Below are 20,848 nucleotides of genomic sequence, written 5' to 3'. Positions count from 1 at the left end.
TGGAGCGGTTCGCCCGCTCCGCCACGAAGCAGCGCGCCGCCCCTGGCCGGAGCCAGGGTGCGGCGCGCAGGTGCCTCGACCGCCTGGTCCCGCCGCGGCTAGTAGACGCCGCCCGGGGTGTAGCCGAGGTGGTCGTTGTTCGAGCAGCCGGCGCCCAGGGCGGCGGTGCCGCCGCAGGTGGCGGTGCCCGCCGGGACGCTGGGCCCGGACAGCGGCTTCCAGCTGGTGGTCACCCACATGCCGCTGGCCCCGGCGCTGCGCATGAAGCCGAACGGGCGGTAGGTGTTGGTGCCGCCCACCGGCCACGCGTGTCGGTGCCCAGGCTGGGCGACATGGCGTTGAAGCCGTGGACGTCCTGCGCCGAGATGGGCCTGGCCGGCTTGCCGGTGTTGAGGCTGCCGTGGCAGCGCCAGCAGGAGGTGCGGGCGATGCCGCCGGGGCCTGTTGCCGCCGCCGGAGAAGGCCGAGCCCACGCCGTGCGAGTTGGTGGTGGCGCCCACCAGCGGGACCACCAGGTGGCAGACGGTGCAGATGTTGGTGGCGTTCACCGTCCAGCCGGCCTGGCGCAGCGTGGTGGCGCCGCCGTGGGCCGTGACCGTGGCGGTCAGGGTGGTGGCGCTGGTGGTGCCGAGCGGCGCGTGGCAGTCCCAGCACGAGATCAGGAAGCCGTAGGAGGCGACCGTGCCGATGGTGCCGGGGGTCTTGGCCGGGCTGCGCGTGTTCCACGGCGGCTGCATGCGCAGGTTGCCGACGAAGGAGTTGTTCTGCTGGCCCAGGATGGGGTGGTAGGAGGCGTTGGTGGTGGCGAAGGAGGCCGCCACGTCCACCACGCCGCCCAGGATGCCGCCCGCCGTCATGCCCGCGCCGGTGTAGGCCGCGCCCGAGATGGTGGTGTTGAACGGCTTCTGCGCCGTCCCGCCCGGCACCCGCGCCAGCGCGCTGTTGGCGCCGTTGGCGTCATGGCACTTGAGGCACTGGTTCACCATGATGGCCTGCACCGCCGGCTCGAGCACGTTGCTCGCGAGGTTGCGGCTGAAGTCGACCATGTTCAGCACGCCGGTCCCCACGCCGTAGCTGCCCGGGGGTGGTGGCCGTCGCGGCCGTGTAGGTCACGTTGACGATCTCGGTCCCGAGATCCGGGTCGCGCAGGTTGATGACACCGTTCTGGTGGACGCCCGAGACAGCGTTGCCGGTGGCGGGGTCGCCCTCCATGTGGCAGACGGCGCAGTCGAAGTTGGTCACCGCGCCGGCGGCCGACCGCTTGTGCGACCAGGCCAGGGCAAACTCCGGCACGATGGGTCGCCGCGCCCCCGCCGTCGTGGCGTGGCAGACGATGCAGGACCCGCCGGTCGCCTCCGCCGTCCCGTTCACGTGGATGGTCTTGTTCACCGTGCAGGCCGCCAGGTTGGTCACCAGGCAGGCGTAGCCGGTGTGGCAGGCGCTGCAGTTCTGGGTCCCGGCGTTGGCCGCCGTGTGGTTGGTGTTGTTCGGGGCCACCCGGTGGCAGGTGCCGCAGGCCTGCTGCGTCACGCCGCTGTTCCAGTTCGGCGCCGTGATGGTGCCGCGGTAGACCGCGTCGGCCGCCCACTTCTGCCCGTGGCAGTAGTTGGTGCAGGTCGGCGTGGCCTCCCAGGTGGTCAGGGTCGGCGTGGTCGCCGCGCCCAGGCCGGTGGCCGCCGACGGCGTCGGGACCAGCCCGCCGGTGGTGGCCAGCGCGTTCCAGGTGAAGCCCACCACCGCGTTGGAGTGGGTCTGCAGGGTCGGCACGGTGTGGCAGTCGCCGCAGGCCATGGCCGTGGCGCGCTGCGTGGTGCCCACCAGGTGCGCCTGGTGCCCGCCCACCTTCACGCCGGTGGTCGAGCCGTTGGTCGCCAGCGGCGGGGCGAAGTTGGTGGCCGACCCGTGGCAGCTCTGGCAGGTCGTCACCGCCGGCTCGTAGGCGCCGTTGATGTGGTTGGCCGCGTTCACCGTGCAGGTCGCCATGCTCCCGGTGGTGCAGTTGTAGCCCGGGTGGCAGTCCTGGCAGTTCTTGGTGGACGTCACCCCCACGTGCGCCGAGCTGGTGGGCGGCGCCCGGTGGCAGTCGTCACAGGCCACCATCGCAGCCGTCCCGGTCCAGGTCGGCGCCGGCGTGGCGCCCAGGTAGTTGGCGTTGGCCGCCCACTTGCCGCCGTGGCAGTAGTTGGTGCAGGTCGGCGTGGTCTCCCAGGCCGCCGCCACCGTGCCGGCCGCCGGCGTCGGCGAAGACGATGGTGCCGCCGGCGTTCACCACCGAGGCGTGGCAGGCCACGCAGACCGTCGCCGCCGAGGGCTTCGGCACCGAGGTGTGGACCGGGTCGGTCGGGGGCGAGGCGTGGCAGGAGTTGCACGCCACCGCCACGCCGGTGTTCCACGACCAGGTGGTCGTCACGCCCTGCTGCGCCACCGTGAAGGAGGCGCCGTGGCAGTAGGTGGTGCAGGTGTCCGCCGTGGGCGCCGTGTTCTGCACGATGCCCGGGATGATCCCGCCCAGGTTGGCCGCGGTGGCGTTGGCGAAGGTGAGATCGGTGGCCGAGTTGGTGTGGCCGCTGGTGTAGCTGTTCACCGCCACGCCGTGGCACTCCGAGCAGAGCACCGGCTTGTAGATCTGCTGGGCCGGCACCTGCGGAACCGTGTGCGAGATGTGCGGACCGACGCGGACGCCGGTGGCCGCCGCCGCCGTGTCGTTGGGCGGCACCGCCAGCAGGTTGTTGGCCGTGTTCACCGGGCCGAAGGTGCCCGTCACCGAGACCCGGCCAGCCGTGCCGTGGCAGGACGAGCACGTCCCGCCGCTGGAGTCAGGCACCCCGTTCAGGTGGGTGGTCAGGTTCACCGTGCAGGCCGCCAGGTTCGACGTGACGCAGTTGTACCCGGCGTGGCAGCTCGAGCAGTTGGTGGTGGTCGGGTACGGCACCGGGTGGATGGCCGAGGTCGGCGGGGCCAGGTGGCAGGAGTTGCAGGCCACCTGCGCCGCCGTCCCCGTCCAGCTCGGCGCCGTCACCACGCCGCGGTAGGTCGCGTTGGCCGCCCACTCCTGCCCGTGGCAGTAGTTGGTGCACGTCGGCGTCGTCTCCCAGGCCGCCGTGATGGTCGCCGGGGTCGGGACCAGGCCGCCGGTCCTGGCCAGGGCCCCCCAGGTCACGGTGGCGGTGCCGGTGGCGTGGTTCACGGCGCTCGGCACGGTGTGGCAGTCGGCGCAGGCGATGGCCGTGCCGCGCAGCCGGACGCTGGTCAGGTGGCGCTGGTGGGCGCCCACCTTGGGGTCGGTGGTGAGCGTGGCGCCGGTGGTGGCCGCCGGCGGGGCGAAGTTGCCGGCCGCGGCGGTGCCGTGGCAGCTGGTGCAGGTGGCGCTGCTGGCCTGGCGAACGCCGTTGATGTGCAGGGTGGCCGCCACGGCGCCGCTGCCGGTGAAGACGATGCCGCCGGCGGCGTTGACCACCGAGAGGTGGCAGGCGCTGCAGGTGGTGGCGGCCGAGGGCTTGGCCAGCCGGGTGTGGAACTGGTCGGCCGGCGGCGAGGCGTGGCACGAGCCGCAGTCGGCCGCGCCGGCGCTGGTCCAGGACCAGGTGGCGACCGAGCCGCGCTGCGCCGCGGTCAGCGACGCGCCGTGGCAGTAGGTGGTGCAGGTGTCCGCCGTGGGCGCCGTGTTCTGCACCAGCGTCGGGGTCACGCCGCCCAGGTTGGCGTTGGTGGCGTTGGCGAAGGTGAGGTTGGTCACCAGGTTGGAGTGCGCCGTGCCGTAGGTGTTCACCGCCGTGCCGTGGCACTCGGAGCAGAGGATGGGCCGGAAGACCTGGCTGGCCGGGGCCTGGGGCACGCTGTGCGAGAGGTGCGGGCCGACGCGGACGCCGCTGGCGGCCCCCAGGGTGTCGAGAGGCGGCACGGCGATCAGGTTGTTGGCCGAGTTGGCCGGGCCGAAGGTGCCCCCCACCGCGACGCGGCCGGCGGTGCCGTGGCAGGAGGCGCAGGTCTGCGCCGCGGCGTCGTAGACCCCGTTCAGGTGGACCGAGAGGTTGACGCTGCAGGCGGCCAGGTTGCCCGAGGTGCACGTGTAGCCCGGGTGGCAGTTGGCGCAGCTGGTGGTGGCGGTGACGGTGGCGTGCGCCGGGCTGGTGGGCGGCGCCAGGTGGCAGTCGTTGCAGGCCACGTCGGCGGTGGTGCCCAGCCAGCTCGGGGCGGTGGTGACGCCGCGGTAGGTGGCGTTGGCGGCCCACTTGCCGCCGTGGCAGTAGTTGGTGCAGGTGGGCGTGGCCTCCCAGGCGGCGTCGATGGTGGCCGGCGTGGGCACGACGCTGCTGGTGGAGGCCAGCGTGCCCCAGGTGACCGAGGTGGTCCCGGAGGCGTGGTTCATGGCGGTGGGCACGGTGTGGCAGTCGGCGCAGCCGATGGCCGCCGCGCGCAGGCTGGTGCCGGTCAGGTGGCGCTGGTGGGCGCCGACCCTCACCCCGGTGGCGGCCCCGGTGGTGCTCACCGGGGGGGCCGCGTTGCCGGCGGCGGCGGTGCCGTGGCAGCTGGTGCAGGTGGCGCTGCTGGCCTGCCGCACGCCGTTGATGTGCAGCGTGGTGGCCGCCGCCCCGACCCCGCTGAAGACGATGCCGCCGGCGGCGTTGACCACCGAGGCGTGGCAGGTGGTGCAGGCGGTGGCCGGCGAGGGCTTGGCCAGGCGGGTGTGGAAGGCGTCGCCGGGCGGCGAGCCGTGGCACGAGCCGCAGTCCACCGTGAGGCCGGTGTTCCACTGCCAGGTGGTGGTGGTGCCCCGCTGGGCCGCGGTCAGCGAGGCGCCGTGGCAGTAGGTGGTGCAGGTGTCGGCGGTGGGCGCGGTGTTCTGCACCAGGCTGGGCACCACCCCGCCCAGGTTGGCGGCGGTGGCGCTGGCGAAGGTGAGGTTGGTCACCGCGTTGGGGTGCGCCGTGGTGTAGGCGTTGACCGCCACGCCGTGGCACTCGGAGCAGGCCACCGGGCGGAAGATCTGCGCGCCCGGGGCGGCCGGGACGCTGTGGGCCTGGTGCGGGCCGACGCGGACGCCGGTGGTGGCGGCCTGGGTGTCGGTGGGCGGCGCGGCCAGCAGGTTGTTGGCGGACTCGGAGGCCCCCAGGGTGCCGACGGTGGCGGTCCGGCCGGCGGTGCCGTGGCAGGAGGCGCAGGTGAGCGTGCCGGCGTCGGCCGCGCCGTTCAGGTGGCTGGTCCGGTTGACCGTGCAGGCGGCCAGGTTGCCGGTGGTGCAGTCGTAGCCGGGGTGGCAGTTGCCGCAGTTGGTGGCGCCGGTCACCGCCGCGTGGGCGGTGCTGGTGGGCGCCACCCGGTGGCAGGCGCCACAGGCGGAGGCGGCGGTGCCGCCGGTCCAGGACGGCGCCGGCAGCGAGCCGCGGTACTGGTCGTTGGTGGCGCCGGCCGGGGCCCACCTGCCGCCGTGGCAGTAGGTGGAGGCGCAGGAGCCGGCGCTGGCGTTGGTGGTGGCCGAGGTGGACCCGGCGTAGGCCGGGACCAGGCCGCCGGTGCCGGAGAGCGCGCCGAAGGTGACGGTGGCGAAGGCGCCGCCGCTGCCGGCGCCGGTGGCATGGGCCAGGTTGCCGGCCGCCGGGACGAGGTGGCACTCGGTGCAGGCGATGGCCGCGGTGCGCAGGGTGGTGCCGGTGAGGTGGCGGCCGTGGGCGCCGACGGCGGGCGCCGTGGCGGCGGTGGCGCCGCGGACCGAGGCCGCCGCGGCGTTGAAGCCGGGGGCGGCGCGGCCGTCGGCGTTGCCGACGCCGGTGGCGGTCAGGTCGCCGTGGCACTCGGTGCAGCCGGTGCGGGTGCGGTTGGTGGTGCCGTCCACGTGGGCCGCGGCGGCCGCCCCGGTCATCGCCGTGGCGGTGGCGCCGGCCGGGTGGCAGGCCGCGCAGGTGGGGTTCGGCGGGTGGTGGGTGGCGGCGTTGAGCGGCGGGGGCGAGCCGTGGCAGGCGGTGCAGCCGCGGAAGGTCTCGCCGGCGTCGGTCCAGATCGGGGTGGGCAGCGTCCCGCCCCACTGGGCCTGGGAGGCGGCGCCGCCGTGGCAGGCGCTGGTGGCGCAGCTGGAGGCGGTGTTGGACCAGGTGGTGGCGACCCCGGAGAGGCCGGCGGCGAAGCTGACCTCGGGCGCGCCGCCGTTGGCGTGGGCCATCGAGGTCTGGTTGGGGTGGCACTCGGTGCAGGCGAAGGCCACCGAGCGGGTGGTCATGGCGCCGGTGGCCACGTGGGCCTGGTGCGCGCCCACGCCGTTGGTGTTGGCGACGTTGGCGAGCGAGGGCGGCGCGGCGTTGACGCCGGCGGTGCCGTGGCAGCTGGTGCAGGTGGCCGAGGTCTGGCGGGTCCCGTCGATGTGGACGGTGGTGGCGGCCGCGCCGACGCCGCTGAAGAGGATGGCGCCGCCGGCCGAGACGGTGGCCGCGTGGCAGGCGCTGCAGGTGGTGGCCGCCGAGGGCTTGGCGAGCGAGGTGTGGGCCGGGTCGGCCGGCGGGGAGGCGTGGCAGGAGCCGCAGCCGGCGGCGGTGATGGTGTCCCAGCGCCAGGCGGTGACCGAGCCGCGCTGCGCGGCGGTGAAGGAGGTGCCGTGGCAGTAGCTGGTGCAGCCGCCCGGCGCGCCCGGCGTCCAGGCCGAGCTCACGCCGCCCAGGTTGGAGCGGGTGGCGGCGGCGAAGGTGACGTCGGAGGCCAGGTTGGAGTGGGTGGTGGTGTAGCCGTTCACCGCCGCGCCGTGGCACTCGGCGCAGAGGAGCGGCACCAGCGCCTGCGTGGCGCCGGGGTTCACGTGGCCCTGGTGCGGGCCGACCTTGTTGGAGGTGGCGGCGCCAGCGGCGTCGCGGGGCGGCGCGGCGGCCAGGCGGGTGGCGCCCTCCACCGGGCCCAGCATCCCCACCGCGGCCAGCCGGCCGGCGGTGCCGTGGCAGGAGGTGCAGTCGAGCGTGACGTCCAGCGAGCCGCCGATGTGCAGGGCCTTGTTGACGGTGCAGGCGGCCAGGTTGCCGCTGGTGCAGTCGTAGCCGGGGTGGCAGGTGGCGCAGCTGGTGGTGGCGGTCACGCCGGAGTGCGCCGGGCTGGTGGGCGGGGCCAGGTGGCAGGCGTTGCAGGCCACCTGCGCCGCGGTGCCGGTCCAGCTGGGGGCGGTGGTGGTGCCGCGGTAGGCGGCGTTGGCGGCCCACGTGCCGCCGTGGCAGTAGTTGGTGCAGGTGGGGGTGGTCTCCCAGGCGGCGGTGATGGCCGCCGGGGTCGGGACCAGCCCGCCGGTGGAGCTCAGGGCGCCCCAGGCCACGGTGGTGGTGGCGTCGGCGTGGTTCTGGGCCGTGGGCACCACGTGGCACTCGGCGCAGCCGATGGCCGCGCTGCGCAGCCGGAGGCCGGTGAGGTGCACCTGGTGGGCGCCGACCTTGGGCTGGGTGGTCAGGGTGTTGCCGTTGGAGGCCGTCGGGGGGGCCGCGCTGCCGCCCGGCGTGCCGTGGCAGCTGGTGCAGGTGGCGCTGCTGGCCTGGCGGATGCCGTTGAGGTGCAGCGTGGTGGCCGCCGCGCCGGTGCCCGTGAAGACGATGCCGCCGGTGGCGTTGACCACCGAGGCGTGGCAGGCGCTGCAGGTGGTGGCCGCCGAGGGCTTGGCCAGGCGGGTGTGGAACTGGTCGGCCGGCGGCGAGGCGTGGCACGAGCCGCAGGTGGCCGCGCCGGTGCTGGTCCAGGACCAGGTGGCCACCGAGCCGCGCTGGGCCGCGGTCAGCGAGGCGCCGTGGCAGTAGGTGGTGCAGGTGTCGGCGGTGGGCGCGGTGCCCTGCACGATGGCCGGGGTCACGCCGCCCAGGTTGGCGCCGGTGGCGCTGGCGAAGGTGACGTCGGAGGCCAGGTTGGAGTGGGTGGTGGTGTAGCCGTTCACGGCCAGGCCATGGCACTCGGAGCAGAGGATGGGCTTGTAGATCTGGCTGGCCGGCACCTGGGGCAGGCTGTGCGACAGGTGCGGTCCGACGCGGACGCCGCCCGAGGCCCCCAGGGTGTCGAGGGGCGGGACGGCGGCCAGGTTGGCGGAGGAGTTGGCCGGCCCGAAGGAGCCGGCCGTGGCGGCGCGGCCCGCCGTGCCGTGGCAGGTGGCGCAGGAGAGCGGGGTCACGTCGGCCACGCCGTTCAGGTGGACGGCCTTGTCGACGGTGCAGGCGGCCAGGTTGCCGGAGGTGCAGACGTAGCCGGGGTGGCAGGTGGCGCAGCTGGTGGTGGCGGTGACCGCGGTGTGCGCCGGGCTGGTGGGCGGCGCCTGGTGGCAGTCGTTGCAGGCCACGTCGGCGGCGGAGCCCAGCCAGCCCGGGGCGGTGGTGGCGCCGCGGTAGGCGGCGTTGGCGGCCCACTCGCCGCCGTGGCAGTAGTTGGTGCAGGTGGGGGCGGCCTCCCAGGCGGCGTTGATGGCGGCCGGGGTGGGCAGGACGCCGCCGGTGGTGGCCAGCGCCCCCCAGGTGACCCCGGTGGTGCCGTCGAGGTGGTTCATGGCCGTGGGCACGGCGTGGCACTCGGTGCAGCCGATGGCCGCGGCCCGCAGGGTGGTGCCGGTCAGGTGCCGCTGGTGGGCGCCGACCTTCACGCCGGTGGTGGCGCCGTTGGAGGCGAGCGGCGGTGCGAAGTTGGCGGCCGAGCCGTGGCAGGAGGCGCAGGTCTGCCCGCCCGCGTCGGTGGCCCCGTTGACGTGGGCGGTGACGTTGACGGTGCAGGCGGCCAGGTTGCCGGTGGTGCAGTCGTAGCCGGTGTGGCACTGGCCGCAGTTCTTGGTGGCGGTCACCGAGGCGTGGGCGGGGCTGGTGGGGGCCACCAGGTGGCAGGAGCCGCAGGAGACCTCGGCCGGGCCAGCGGTCCAGTCGGGCGAGGTGTTGCCGCCGCGGTACTGGTCGTTGGCGGGACCGGGCGCGGCCCACCTGCCGCCGTGGCAGTAGTTGGCGCAGGTGGCGGTGGTGCCGGGGGTGACCCCGCCGGCGGCCGGCGTGGCCGGGGTCCCGCCGGAGGTGGCCAGGGCGCCCCAGATCAGGGTGACCGCGCCGTCGGCGTGATCGGGCGCGATGGGCAGCGTGCCGTGGCAGGCGGTGCAGGCGAAGGCGCCGGCCAGCGCGCCGGCCCGGACGTGGGCCTGGTGGGCGCCGACCCGCGGGTCGGTGGTGGCCACCGCGGCGCTGGAGGCGGCGCGCGGCGGGGCGTTGTTGCCGGCGGCGCGGGTGCCGTGGCAGGCGAAGCAGTCGAGCCCGGCCACCAGGTCCAGGGTGCCGTCGACGTGCCGGGCGGTGTCGATGGCGGAGGCGTCGTAGCCGTGGCAGGTGGCGCAGCCGGACGAGCTCACGGCGTGCCAGGCGGGGGCGGCGTAGGCCGGCGGCAGGCCGTGGCAGGTGCCGCAGGCGGCCTCGCTGGCGCCGCCGGTCCAGGCCACGGGCAGCGCCGAGCCGTCGGTGGCCTTCCGGGTGCCGCCGCCCAGGGTGGCGCCGTGGCAGTAGTTGGCGCAGGTGATGGGCGAGGCGGCGGCGGGGGTGCGGGGGTAGGCGCCGGCCGCCGGCGCCGGGGTGGAGCCGCCGGTGGCCGCCAGCTGCCAGCCGATGCGGACCAGGCCGTCGAGGTGGCCCAGGTCGGTGGGCAGCGGCGAGCCGTGGCACTGCTGGCAGGTGAAGGCGCGGGCCAGCGGGCCGGGCGCCACGTGGGCCAGGTGGGCGCCGACGGCGTGGCTGCCGGTGGCGCTCTCGTCCTGCGAGCCGAGCGGCGGCGCCGCCAGGGCGGCGTTCACCGGCGGCTGGCCGACGTCCGGCTGGCCGGCCACCGCGGCCCGGTTGGCCTCGCCGTGGCAGAGGGTGCAGCGCTGCTGCCAGGCCGTGCCGCCGTGGCACTGGTTGCAGGAGACGCCGTTCGAGGCCGGGCCGCCGTCCAGCGTGGCGCCGTGGCAGGCGCGGCAGGCGTCGAGGTCCTGCTTGGCCGGGCCGCCGTGGGCCGCCGCGGCGGCGAAGCCGGGCGCGTGGTAGTCCACGTCCTTCACGCCGTTGACGTGCAGGCCGTTGGCCACGTTGATGCCGCCGGTGGCGAGCACCGTGCCCGGGTGGCACTGGATGCACTGGGTGGCCACGTTGATGACCAGGCCGGCCCGGTCGGTGGCGGGGTGCGGCGCCGGCGGCGAGGCCAGGAAGTGGCAGGTGCCGCAGGTGGCGGTGCCGGTCCAGGCCGGGGTCTTGTTGCTGCCGCCGAGCAGGCCGGCGCCGTGGCAGTAGGTCGAGCTGCAGGTCCCGCCGGCCGCGCCGTAGCTGGGGCTCAGCGTGCCCGCCGGGCCCCTGGCCAGGGTGCCGGTGGCGGTGCCGAACTGGACCGGCGCACCGGCCGGGTGCGGCACGGCGGTGGGGACGGCGTGGCACTCGGCGCAGGTGAAGGGCGCGCTCAGGCGGGAGCCGAGGCCGGTCACGCTGGAGACGTGGCGCAGGTGGGCGCCGACCTTGGCCCCGGTGAGGGCACCGCTGGCGTCGGCCGGCGGCGCGGCCTTCGCCAGGGTCTCACGCTCGGCGCGGTCCGGGTCGCCGTGGCAGCCGGCGCAGGCCGCGGCGCTGTACTGCACCTCGCCGTCGAGGTGCAGGCCGCCGTCGCTGGCCGGCTTGAGGCTGCCGTCGGCCAGGGTGGAGTCGGGGTGGCAGGTGGCGCAGTCGGCCTGGGCCAGGCCGGCGCCGTGGCCCGCCGGCGCGCCGTTGGTGGCGGCCGTGCCGTGGCAGGCGCCGCAGGGGCCGCCGACCAGGGCGGGCGGGTTGCCGGCCCAGGTGGGCGTGACGCCCTCGCCGCGCGAGCCCAGGCGCAGCGTGCCGCCGTGGCAGTAGACGTTGGAGCAGGTGCCCTTGCCCCCGCCGCCGGTCCGGCTCCAGGTCGGGGCGGCGCCGTCGAGGGTGGCCTTGCCGGAGAACTTCACCTTGGGCGTGGCGCCGGCGTCGATGTGGCCGGCGTCGGCGATGCGGGCGGGCACCACGTGGCAGGCGGCGCAGTCCACGCCGGCCGCCAGGTGGGCCGTGTGGGCGCCGACCGTGACTGCCTCGGTGGAGGTGGCGCCGGCCACGTCGCGCGGCGGGGCCCCGGAGTCGCCGTCGACGTCGCCGTGGCACCCGGTGCAGCTCGTCGAGCCGGTCGCCGGCGCCGTGACCTGCCTGGCCTGGTCGCAGCCGGAGAGGGCGGCGGCCAGGGCGACGACGACGGAAGCGGCAAGGAGGTGCTGGCGCATGTGGTGGCCTCGGGGTGCCGGGCTTCCGGCGAACGGCTCAAGCGGGCTGCAGGGGACTCGCGCGTGACTGCACGGTCCAGGCCGTCCGACCCGCCCCAGGGCTTGATCTGGATCAAGCCCGAGCCATGAACGAGGGACGAGGTGGGGGATCTCACCCAGGCCGCTGGGGCATGGGGGATATGGCACGACCCACCGTCCGCGCGGCGGGGCCGCGAGGAGGGTGGGTCGGTCGCCCTTCAGCAGACGTTTACGACTTCGTCAGTAGACGCCGCCCGGGGTGTAGCCGAGGTGGTCGTTGTTCGAGCAGCCGGCGCCCAGGGCGGCGGTGCCGCCGCAGGTGGCGGTGCCCGCCGGGACGCTGGGCCCGGACAGCGGCTTCCAGCTGGTGGTCACCCACATGCCGCCCGACCCGGCGCTGCGCATGAAGCCGAACGGGCGGTAGGTGTTGGTGCCGCCCACCGGCCACAGCGTGTCGGTGCCCAGGCTGGGCGACATGGCGTTGAAGCCGTGGACGTCCTGGGCCGAGATGGGCCGGGCCGGCTTGCCGGTGTTGAGGCTGCCGTGGCAGCGCCAGCAGGAGGTGCGGGCGATGCCGCCGGGGCCGCTGTTGCCGCCGCCGGAGAAGGCCGAGCCCACGCCGTGCGAGTTGGTGGTGGCGCCCACCAGCGGGACCACCAGGTGGCAGACGGTGCAGATGTTGGTGGCGTTCACCGTCCAGCCGGCCTGGCGCAGCGTGGTGGCGCCGCCGTGGGCCGTGACCGTGGCGGTCAGGGTGGTGGCGCTGGTGGTGCCGAGCGGCGCGTGGCAGTCCCAGCAGGAGATCAGGAAGCCGTAGGAGGCGACCGTGCCGATGGTGCCGGGGGTCTTGGCCGGGCTGCGCGTGTTCCACGGCGGCTGCATGCGCAGGTTGCCGACGAAGGAGTTGTTCTGCTGGCCCAGGATGGGGTGGTAGGAGGCGTTGGTGGTGGCGAAGGAGGCCGCCACGTCCACCACGCCGCCCAGGATGCCGCCCGCCGTCATGCCCGCGCCGGTGTAGGCCGCGCCCGAGATGGTGGTGTTGAACGGCTTCTGCGCCGTCCCGCTCGGCACCCGCGCCAGCGGGCTGTTGGCGCCGTTGGCGTCGTGGCACTTGAGGCACTGGTTCACCATCATGGCCTGCACCGCCGGCTCGAGCACGTTGCTCGCCAGGTTGCGGCTGAACCGGGCGAAGGCCACGTCGGTGGCCGTCGGGGCATAGGAGCCGGGGGTGGTGGCCGTCGCGGCCGTGAAGGTCACGCCCTTGATGTTGGCGCCGGTGTCCGGGTCGCGCAGGTTGATGACGCCGTCCTGGTGGACGCCCGAGACCGCGTCGCCGGTGGCGGGGTCGCCCTCCATGTGGCAGACGGCGCAGTCGAAGTTGGTCACCGCGCCGGTGGCCGACCGCTTGTGCGACCAGGCCAGGGCGAACTCCGGCACGATGGGTCGCCGCGCCCCCGCCGTCGTGGCGTGGCAGACGATGCAGGACCCGCCGGTCGCCTCCCCCGTCCCGTTGATGTGGGTGGTCTTGTTCACCGTGCAGGCCGCCAGGTTGGTCACCAGGCAGGCGTAGCCGGTGTGGCAGGCGCTGCAGTTCTGGGTGCCGGCGTTGGCCGCCGTGTGGTTGGTGTTGTTCGGGGCCACCCGGTGGCAGGTGCCGCAGGCCTGCTGCGCCGCGCCGCCGGTCCAGCTGGGCGCCGTGACGCTGCCGCGGTAGACCGCGTCGGCCGCCCACTTCTGCCCGTGGCAGTAGTTGGTGCAGGTGGGGGTGGCCTCCCAGGTGGCGTTGATGGTGGTGGGCGTCGGGGCCAGGCCGCCGGTGGTGGCCAGCGCGCCCCAGGTCACGGTGGTGGTGCCGTTGGCGTGGTCCATGGTGCCGGGCACGGTGTGGCAGTCGGCGCAGGTGATGGCGGCGGTGCGCTGGGTGGTGCCGGTGAGGTGGGGCTGGTGGGCGCCGACCTCCACGCCGGTGGCGGCGCCGGTGGTGCTGGCCGGCGGCGCGGCGTTGCCGGCCGCGGCGGTGCCGTGGCAGCTGGTGCAGGTGGCGCTGCTGGCCTGGTTCAAGCCGTCGAGGTGCAGCGTGGTGGCGGCGGCGCCGCTGCCGGTGAAGGTGATGGCGCCGGCGGCGCTGACCACCGAGAGGTGGCAGGCGCTGCAGGTGGTGGCCGCCGACGGCTTGGCCAGGCGGGTGTGGAACTGGTCGGCCGGCGGCGAGGCGTGGCACGAGCCGCAGTCGGCCGTGATGCCCACGTTCCACTGCCAGGTGGTGATGCTGCCGCGCTGCGCGGCGGTGAAGGAGGCGCCGTGGCAGTAGGTGGCGCAGGTGTCGGGCAGGGTGGCGTTGGCGGCCGGGGTGTAGGTGGGGACCACGCCGCCCAGGTCGGCGCCCAGGGCGTCGGCGAAGTTCACCTTGGGCGAGAGCGCCGCGTGGCCGGTGGCGGGGAAGGCGTTGACCGCCACCGTGTGGCACTCGGAGCAGAGGGTGGCCCGGTAGATCTGCGCGCCCTGCGAGGCCGGGTTGACGTGGGCCTGGTGCGGGCCGACCTGCGGCGAGGAGGCCGCCTGCGAGACGTCGCGCGGCGGGGCGCCCTGGATGTGGTCGGCGGTGTCCTGCGGGCCGAGGGTGCCGGCGGCGTAGGTCCGGCCGGCCGTGCCGTGGCAGCCGCCGCAGCCGGCGGCGCCGCCGGTGAACTCGACCGTGCCGTTGATGTGGGTGGTGAGGTTCACCGTGCAGGCCGCCAGGTTGCCGGGCGTGCAGGCGTAGCCGGCGTGGCAGCCGACGCAGCTGGTGGCCGCGGCGACGGTCGGGTGGGTGCCGGTCGGGGCCACCTGGTGGCAGGTGCCGCAGGCCGCGGCCGGGGCCCCGGCCGTCCAGGAGGGCGACAGGTCGGTGCCGGCCACCGCGGGCGTCGTGGCCCACTTGCCGCCGTGGCAGTAGTTGGTGCAGGTGGGGCTCGCCTCCCAGGCCGCGTTGATGGTGGCCGGGGTGGCCGTCAGGCCGCCGGTGCGGGCGAAGGCGCTCCAGGTCACGTCGGCCGCGCCGGTGGCGTGGTCCAGGGTGGAGGGCAGGGAGTGGCAGTCGGTGCAGACGGCGGCCGTCCCGGTGCGCAGCGAGCTGGCGGACAGGTGCTTCTGGTGGGCGCCGACCTTCGGCTGGGTGGTCAGGGTGTTGCCGTTGGTGGCCAGCGGTGGGGCGAAGTTGCCGTTGGCCGCGAGGCCGTGGCAGCTGAAGCAGGTGGCGCCGGCCACGTCGATGACGCCGTTGATGTGGGCGGTGGTGGCGGCGGCGCCGCTGCCGGTGAAGAGGATGGCCCCGGCGGCGCTCACCACGGTGCTGTGGCAGGGGTTGCAGGCCGAGGCGGCGGCGGTCTTGCTCACCGAGGTGTGCACCGGATCGCCGGGCGCCGCGCCGTGGCAGGAGCCGCAGGTGGTGGTGATGCCGGTGTTCCACGACCAGCTGGTGATGGAGCCCCGCTGGGCCGCGCTCAGGGTGGCGCCGTGGCAGTAGGTGGCGCAGGTGTCGGCCACCGGGGGCGTGCCGGCCGCCAGGGTCGGCGTGAAGCCGCCCAGGTTGGCGCCGGTGGCGTTGGCGAAGGAGACCAGCGTGGCGCCGTTCGGGTGGGTCACCGCGTAGCTGTTGACCGCCGTGGTGTGGCACTCGGAGCACTGCACCACCTTGTAGGACTGCCCGCCGGCGGCGGCCGGGTTCACGTGGGCCTGGTGCGGCCCCACGCGGACGCCGGTGGCGGCGCCCTGGGTGTCGAGCGGCGGGACGGCGATCAGGTTGTTGGCGTTGTTGACCGGGCCGAGGGTGCCCGCCGCCAGGGTGCGGCCGGCGGTGCCGTGGCAGGTCGAGCAGGTCTGGCCGCTGGTGTCGACCGTGCCGTTGACGTGGGCGGTCACGTTGACCGTGCAGGCCGCGGGGTTGGACGCCAGGCAGCTGTAGCCGGCGTGGCAGCTCGAGCAGTTGACGGTGGAGCCCGCCGCGTTGACGGTGGTGTGGCTGCCCGTGGTGGGCGCCACCTTGTGGCAGGTGCCGCAGGCCGCCTGGCTCGGCCCGCCGGTCCAGCCCGGCGTGAGCAGCGTGCCGGCGGTGCTGGCGGTGGCGGCCCACTTGCCGCCGTGGCAGTAGTTGGCGCAGGTGGCGGTGCCGCCCGGCGCGTAGGTGCCCGCGGCGGGGGTGGCGGCCACGCCGCCGGTGGTGGCGAGCGCGCTCCAGCCCACCGTCACCCGGCCGTCGGCGTGGCCGTTGGAGATGGGCAGGGTGGGGCCGTGGCAGGCCGAGCAGGCGAAGGCGCCGGCCAGAGGCCCGGCCACCAGGTGGGCCTGGTGGGCGCCGACGCGCGGGTCGGTGCTGGCGGTGGCGCCGTTGGAGGCGGCGCGCGGCGGGGCGAAGTTGGTGGCCGAGCCGTGGCAGGTGGCGCAGCCGACGCCGGCGGCCAGGTCCACCAGGCCGTTGACGTGCCTGGCCTTGTCGATGCCGGCGTAGTGGCAGGTGCCGCAGGCGGTGTCGTTCGGGTGCCAGCTGGGGGCGGCGTAGGCGGGCGGCAGGGCGTGGCAGGTGCCGCAGGTGGCCTCGGCGGCGCCGCCGGTCCAGGTCACGGCGATGGGCGTGCCGTTGGCGGCCTTCTTGGTGCCGCCGCCCAGGGTGGCGCCGTGGCAGTAGTTGGTGCAGGAGACCGGCGTGGCGCGGGTGATGGAGCCCGCGGTGGGCGACGGGGTCGAGCCGCCGGTGGCCGCCAGCTGCCAGCCGATGCTCACCAGGCCGTTGACGTGGGCGATGTCGGCCGGCATGGCGGCGCCGTGGCACTGCTGGCACTTGAAGGCGTTGGCCAGCGCGCCGACCTGGATGTGGGCCAGGTGGGCGCCGACCGCGTTGGCGGCCGGGGTCAGCTCGTCCTGCGAGCCGACCGGCGGAGAGGCCTTGTTGGCGCGCATGGGCGGCGTGCCCACCAGGTCGTGGGCGGTGTCCTCGGCGCGGTTCGGCTCGCCGTGGCACAGGGCGCAGTTGGTCTGCCAGGTGGAGGCGCCGCTGGCGGCGTGGCAGGCGTTGCAGGAGATGCCCACCGAGCCACCCTCGAGGTCGGCGCCGTGACAGGCCCGGCAGCCGGCCAGGTCGAGCTTGGCCGGGCCGCCGTGCACCGCGCCGGCGGCGTAGCCGGGGGCGTGGAAGTCGATGTCCTTCACGCCGTTCACGTGCAGCCCGTTCGACACGTTGATCTCGCCGGTGGCGAGCACGGTGCCCGGGTGGCACTGGATGCACTGGGTGGTGGTGGTGATGAGGACGTTGCTGTTGTCGCGGGTCGGGTGCGGCGCCGGCGGGTTGGCGGCGAAGTGGCAGGTGCCGCACTGGGCCGCGGCCGAGGCGAAGGTGGTGGTCCAGGCGGGGTTCTTGGCGGAGCCGCCGAGCAGCCCGGCGCCGTGGCAGTAGACCGAGCTGCAGGTGCCGGTGGCCGGCGCGTAGGTCGGGGCGAGCGCGCCGCCCGGGCCCTTGGCCAGGGTGCCGGCGGCGGTGGCGAACTGCACCACCGAGGTGGCGTTGTGCGGCACGGTGGTGGGCACCAGGTGGCACTCGGCGCACTTGAGGGGCCTGCTGAGGCGGGAGCCGAGGCCGGCCACGCCGGAGAGGTGGCGCAGGTGGGCGCCGACCTTGGCGCCGGTCACCTCGCCGTTCGAGTCGACCGGCGGCGCCGCCTGGACCCCGAGGTCGGTCTCGGCGCGGGTGTCGTCGCCGTGGCAGGAGGTGCAGGAGCCCGCCACCGACTGGACCTCGCCGTCGACGTGCAGGCCGCCCTCGGCCCGGGGCTTGATGGTGCCGTCGGGCAGCACGGTGCCGGCGTGGCAGTTGTTGCAGTCGGTCCGGTCGAGGGTGGAGGCGTGGCCGGCCGGCGCGCCGTTGGTGGCGGCGGTGCCGTGGCACGAGCCGCAGGGGGCGCCGGGCATGGTGAGCGGGCTGCCGGACCAGGTGGGCTGGGTGGCCTGGCCGCCGGCCGCCAGGGTGGCGCCGTGGCAGTAGACGTTGGAGCAGGTGCCCTGGCCGCCGGCGCCGGTCCGGTTCCAGGTCGGGGTGGCGCCGCCGAGCACCGCGGCGCCGGAGAACTTCACCTTGGGGGTGGCGCCGCCGTCGATGTGGCCGGCCGAGTCGACGCGGGACGGCACCGCGTGGCAGGCGGCGCAGTCGACCCCGGCCGCGAGGTGGGTGCTGTGCGCGCCGACCGTGACCACGCTGGTGAGGGTGTTGCCGGCCACGTCGCGGGGGGGAGCGCCGGTGGTGTTGTCGACGCCGCCGTGGCACCCGGTGCAGCTGGTGATCACGCCGCCCTCCGGTCCCTGGGCCTGCCGGGCCTTGTCGCAGCCGGAGAGCGCAGCGGCGCCGGCGAGCAGGGCGAGGAAGACGAGTCGGTTGGCGCGCATGTCGGTACCCCTGAGCCGTTCGGGAGGTGCTCCGGCCCGACGACAGGCTGGAGGCCTCCACGTTTAGCCGTTCCGGGAGTCCGACTTCTTGATCACGATCAAGGCGCGGCCGTGGAAGTTCGTTTGTGGCGCCGGGGGGTTGGGCGCCGACATCGCGCGGAATGGGGACACGTTGTCGCGCCCGCCGTACCGCCTGAGTCTACCGGACTGGGGCCGTCGGATTCGCGCCCGGCCGCTGGCGCACCCCAGGTCCTACTTGATGAACCGAATATACTGCTGGATCTCCTCGGATTCGCAGGCCGGCTCGGAGCGGCTGGCGTCGAACCGGATGGCCAGGCAGTGCGCCAGGATGGCCACCTTCTCCTCGGTGCAGCGCCCCAGGCCGTCCCGGTAGCCGGCGGCGGCCTCCCTGGCGCGGGAGAGCACGTCCTCCGACTGCCGCAGGTCGCTCTTGAGGGCGTAGGCCTTCTGCCGCTCGCCCTGGCCGATCTTCAGGAGCGCCTCCTCGTGGCGCAGGTCGTCCTTGAGCCGGTCGCGGCGCACGCCGTGGTAGCAGGCCAGGGCGGAGTGCACCGTGCGCATGAAGCCCGGGTCGCGCGCGTGCACCGTGTCGAGGGTGGCGTGGGTCTCGGCCAGCTCGGCCTTGCTGCCGGCGCGCAGCTCGGCCTTCTCCTCCTCGGTGAGCCTGGAGACCGGCTTGGCGGAGAGCCGCTCCAGCCGGATCTGCGTCCAGATCTCCGACCGGGCCTCCTCGGAGGCGGTGGGGCCGGCGCGCCGCTCCAGCTCGGCGACGTCGGCGGCGCGCTCCACGTCGGCGGCGCGGGTGAGGCGGGCCACGCGCAGGCACTCGTCCAGCGCGGCCTGGGCCGGCTCGTTGCGCCGGGCGATCTCCGCCCTGGCGATCCCCTGGCCGCCGAAGAGCTTGATCCGCTTCTCCAGCACCTCCAGCTCGGAGGCGCAGGCCTCTCGGTCCTCGGCGCCGAGGGGCCTGGCGGCGGGGCGTGTGGAGGGGGGCGGCTCGGCGCCGGAGGCAGCTGCCGGCGCGAGCGCGAAGGTGAGCGCGAGGACGAGGAGCTTCCGCATGAACCCTCCCGAGGAGCGGAGCCGCCTTCTAGCACGCCCGTGGACCCGTCGGGGGTGCGCCGTGCGGCCGGCGACATCCCGGCGCGGCCCCGCTATGCTCGAACGCGGAGCGGACCAGGGAGGTCGCGTGACGCAAGCGGAGCGGGTGGCACGGCAGGAGATCCTGCGCACGGTCATCGCCAGGCTGGAGTCCTACCTGGGAGAGCTGAGGGCCCAGCAGCAGGCGGCGCTGGAGGGCTGCGAGCACACCTACCCGGACGGCCGCCAGGCTGCCACGGGTGCCGCCACCAAGGTCTGCGCCATCTGCGGCCAGATGCTGAAGGGGCGCGACGACAAGCTCTGGGGCTGAGCGGTGACGCCGCCCGGGCCAGCGCGCGCGGTCTTGCTGGTGGAGGACGTCGACGGCGTGCGCCACGCCGTGGCGGAGCTGCTGACCCTGCAGGGGCACCGCGTCGAGGCGGTGGCCACGGGCGCCGAGGCGCTGGCGCGGGCCGCCGCGTCGGTCCCTGAGGTGGCCCTCATCGATCTCGGGCTGCCCGACCTCGACGGCCTGGAGGTGGCGCGTCGGCTCCGCGCCCGCCACGGCGCGGGGCCGTTCCTGGTGGCGCTGACCGGGGCCGCCCGCGAGTCCGACCGGCGCGCCGCGCTGGAGGCCGGCTTCGACCTCCACCTGGCCAAGCCGGTGGATCCGGCGGCGCTGGAGCGGCTGGTGGCGCGCGGCCGGGACGGGTGAGCGGAGCGCCCCCGGCGGGCGCTCCACCCGGGCGCGGGCCGGCTTCAATCCCGGCGTGCTAGAACCGCCCCCTTCCACACCCCGGGGAGCACCCGCACATGGCCATCCTCCGCCCGTTCCGCGCCCTCCGCCCGCCGGCCGCCCTGGCCGCCCGCGTCGCCTCGCCGCCCTACGACGTGGTGAACACCCGCGAGGCCCGGGCCCTCGCCGCCGGCAACCCCGACAGCTTCCTCCGGGTCTCGCGCCCGGAGATCGACCTGCCCGAGGGCACCGACGAGCACGCCGACGCCGTCTACGAGCAGGGGCGGCTCAACCTGGCCGAGCTGACGCGGCGCGGGGTGCTGGTGGCCGACGCCGCGCCGCGCTTCTACGTCTACGCGCAGCGGATGGGGCGCCACCGGCAGGTCGGGCTGGTGGCCTGCGCCTCGGTGGACGAGTACGACCGGGATCTCATCAAGAAGCACGAGAAGACGCGGGCCGACAAGGAGGAGGACCGGGTCCGCCACATCGACACGCTCTCGGCCCACGACGAGCCGGTCTTCCTCACCTACCGGGCCCGGGCCGAGGTGGACGCCGCCATCGCCGGGGTGATGACCGCCGCGCCCGAGTACGACCTGGTCACCCAGGATCAGGTGGCTCACCAGCTGTGGGTGGTGCCGGAGGCGGTGGGGGCCGGGCTCGAGGCGCTCTTCCGCGACGTGCCGGCCCTGTACGTGGCCGACGGCCACCACCGCTCGGCGGCCGCCTCGCGGGTGCACGCCGCCCGGCGGGGCCAGCCGGGCGACCACGGCCAGTTCCTGGCGGTGGTCTTCCCGCACGACCAGATGCAGATCCTGGCCTACAACCGGCTGGTGCGCGACCCGCAGGGGCGCTCGCCGGCGGCGCTGCTGGAGGCGCTCGGCGAGGTGCTGGACCTCGAGCCGGCCGTGGCCCCGGCGCCGGACCACCCGCTGGCCTTCGGCGTCCTGGTGGGCGGCCGGTGGTGGCACGCCCACGTGCGCCCCGGCACCTTCCCGGCCGAGGACCCGGTGGCCTCGCTCGACTGCCAGCTGGCCCAGGACCAGCTGCTGGGGCCGATCTTCGGCATCCAGGATCCCCGCACCTCGAAGGACGTGGACTTCGTGGGCGGCATCCGCGGCCACGAGGAGCTGGAGCGGCGCGTGGCCACCGAGGGCTGGGCCATGGCGCTGCACCTCTTCCCCACGCGGGTGGAGCAGGTGATGAGCGTCTCCGACGCCGGCTCGATCATGCCGCCGAAGAGCACCTGGTTCGAGCCGAAGCTGCGGAGCGGGCTGTTCGTGCATCCGTTCTAGCGGGCGTCGCGGGAGGTTCCGTAGACGGACATGCACCTGGCGCACCGGCTGCTGGTGCTGGGGCTC

7 protein-coding genes are annotated in these 20,848 nt (G+C 75.4%); 3 read left to right on the top strand and 4 right to left on the bottom strand.

Annotated elements, in window-relative coordinates; genetic code table 11:
• Positions 1–98: 98 nt before the first annotated feature.
• The 4 genes from IPO09_10170 to IPO09_10155 all read right to left on the bottom strand — a co-directional run bounded on the left by IPO09_10170 (position 99) and on the right by IPO09_10155 (position 18,736).
• Positions 99–1,055 carry a hypothetical protein gene (locus IPO09_10170; GenBank protein MBK9517700.1) on the bottom strand — a complete coding sequence of 319 codons (957 nt, stop codon included), beginning with the start codon at positions 1,053–1,055 and terminating at the stop codon, positions 99–101.
• A gap of 1,031 nt (positions 1,056–2,086) precedes the next feature.
• Complete coding sequence (locus tag IPO09_10165; GenBank protein ID MBK9517699.1) at positions 2,087–11,224, bottom strand: CxxxxCH/CxxCH domain-containing protein; 9,138 nt, start codon at positions 11,222–11,224, stop codon at positions 2,087–2,089.
• A 258-nt stretch (positions 11,225–11,482) separates the two neighbouring features.
• A complete protein-coding gene (locus tag IPO09_10160) occupies positions 11,483–17,653 on the bottom strand; it encodes a CxxxxCH/CxxCH domain-containing protein (protein MBK9517698.1) in 6,171 nt (2,056 codons plus the stop codon).
• A gap of 252 nt (positions 17,654–17,905) precedes the next feature.
• The gene (locus tag IPO09_10155; protein ID MBK9517697.1) at positions 17,906–18,736 is read right to left on the bottom strand and encodes a hypothetical protein; all 831 of its coding nucleotides are present in this window, start codon (positions 18,734–18,736) and stop codon (positions 17,906–17,908) included.
• Between the two features lie 127 nt (positions 18,737–18,863).
• On the opposite strand from IPO09_10155, the gene IPO09_10150 reads away from it, so the two are divergent.
• From IPO09_10150 to IPO09_10140, 3 genes are all read left to right on the top strand, one after another.
• Positions 18,864–19,085 carry a hypothetical protein gene (locus tag IPO09_10150; GenBank protein ID MBK9517696.1) on the top strand — a complete coding sequence of 74 codons (222 nt, stop codon included), beginning with the start codon at positions 18,864–18,866 and terminating at the stop codon, positions 19,083–19,085.
• A 3-nt stretch (positions 19,086–19,088) separates the two neighbouring features.
• The gene (locus IPO09_10145) at positions 19,089–19,469 is read left to right on the top strand and encodes a response regulator (GenBank protein MBK9517695.1); all 381 of its coding nucleotides are present in this window, start codon (positions 19,089–19,091) and stop codon (positions 19,467–19,469) included.
• A 98-nt stretch (positions 19,470–19,567) separates the two neighbouring features.
• Entirely contained in the window at positions 19,568–20,782 is a 1,215-nt protein-coding gene (locus IPO09_10140; GenBank protein ID MBK9517694.1) for a DUF1015 domain-containing protein, read from the top strand.
• Positions 20,783–20,848 lie beyond the last annotated feature (66 nt).

Origin of the sequence: Anaeromyxobacter sp., from assembly GCA_016718565.1 — a bacterium.
GTDB lineage: Bacteria > Myxococcota > Myxococcia > Myxococcales > Anaeromyxobacteraceae > JADKCZ01.
This window is presented reverse-complemented; position numbering and strand designations above follow the sequence as displayed.

Coding starts and splice junctions, on each gene's coding strand:
- IPO09_10165 (MBK9517699.1), bottom strand. CDS start 11,224: ATGCGCCAGCACCTCCTTGCCGCTTCCGTCGTCGTCGCCCTGGCCGCC.
- IPO09_10160 (MBK9517698.1), bottom strand. CDS start 17,653: ATGCGCGCCAACCGACTCGTCTTCCTCGCCCTGCTCGCCGGCGCCGCT.
- IPO09_10140 (MBK9517694.1), top strand. CDS start 19,568: ATGGCCATCCTCCGCCCGTTCCGCGCCCTCCGCCCGCCGGCCGCCCTG.
- IPO09_10155 (MBK9517697.1), bottom strand. CDS start 18,736: ATGCGGAAGCTCCTCGTCCTCGCGCTCACCTTCGCGCTCGCGCCGGCA.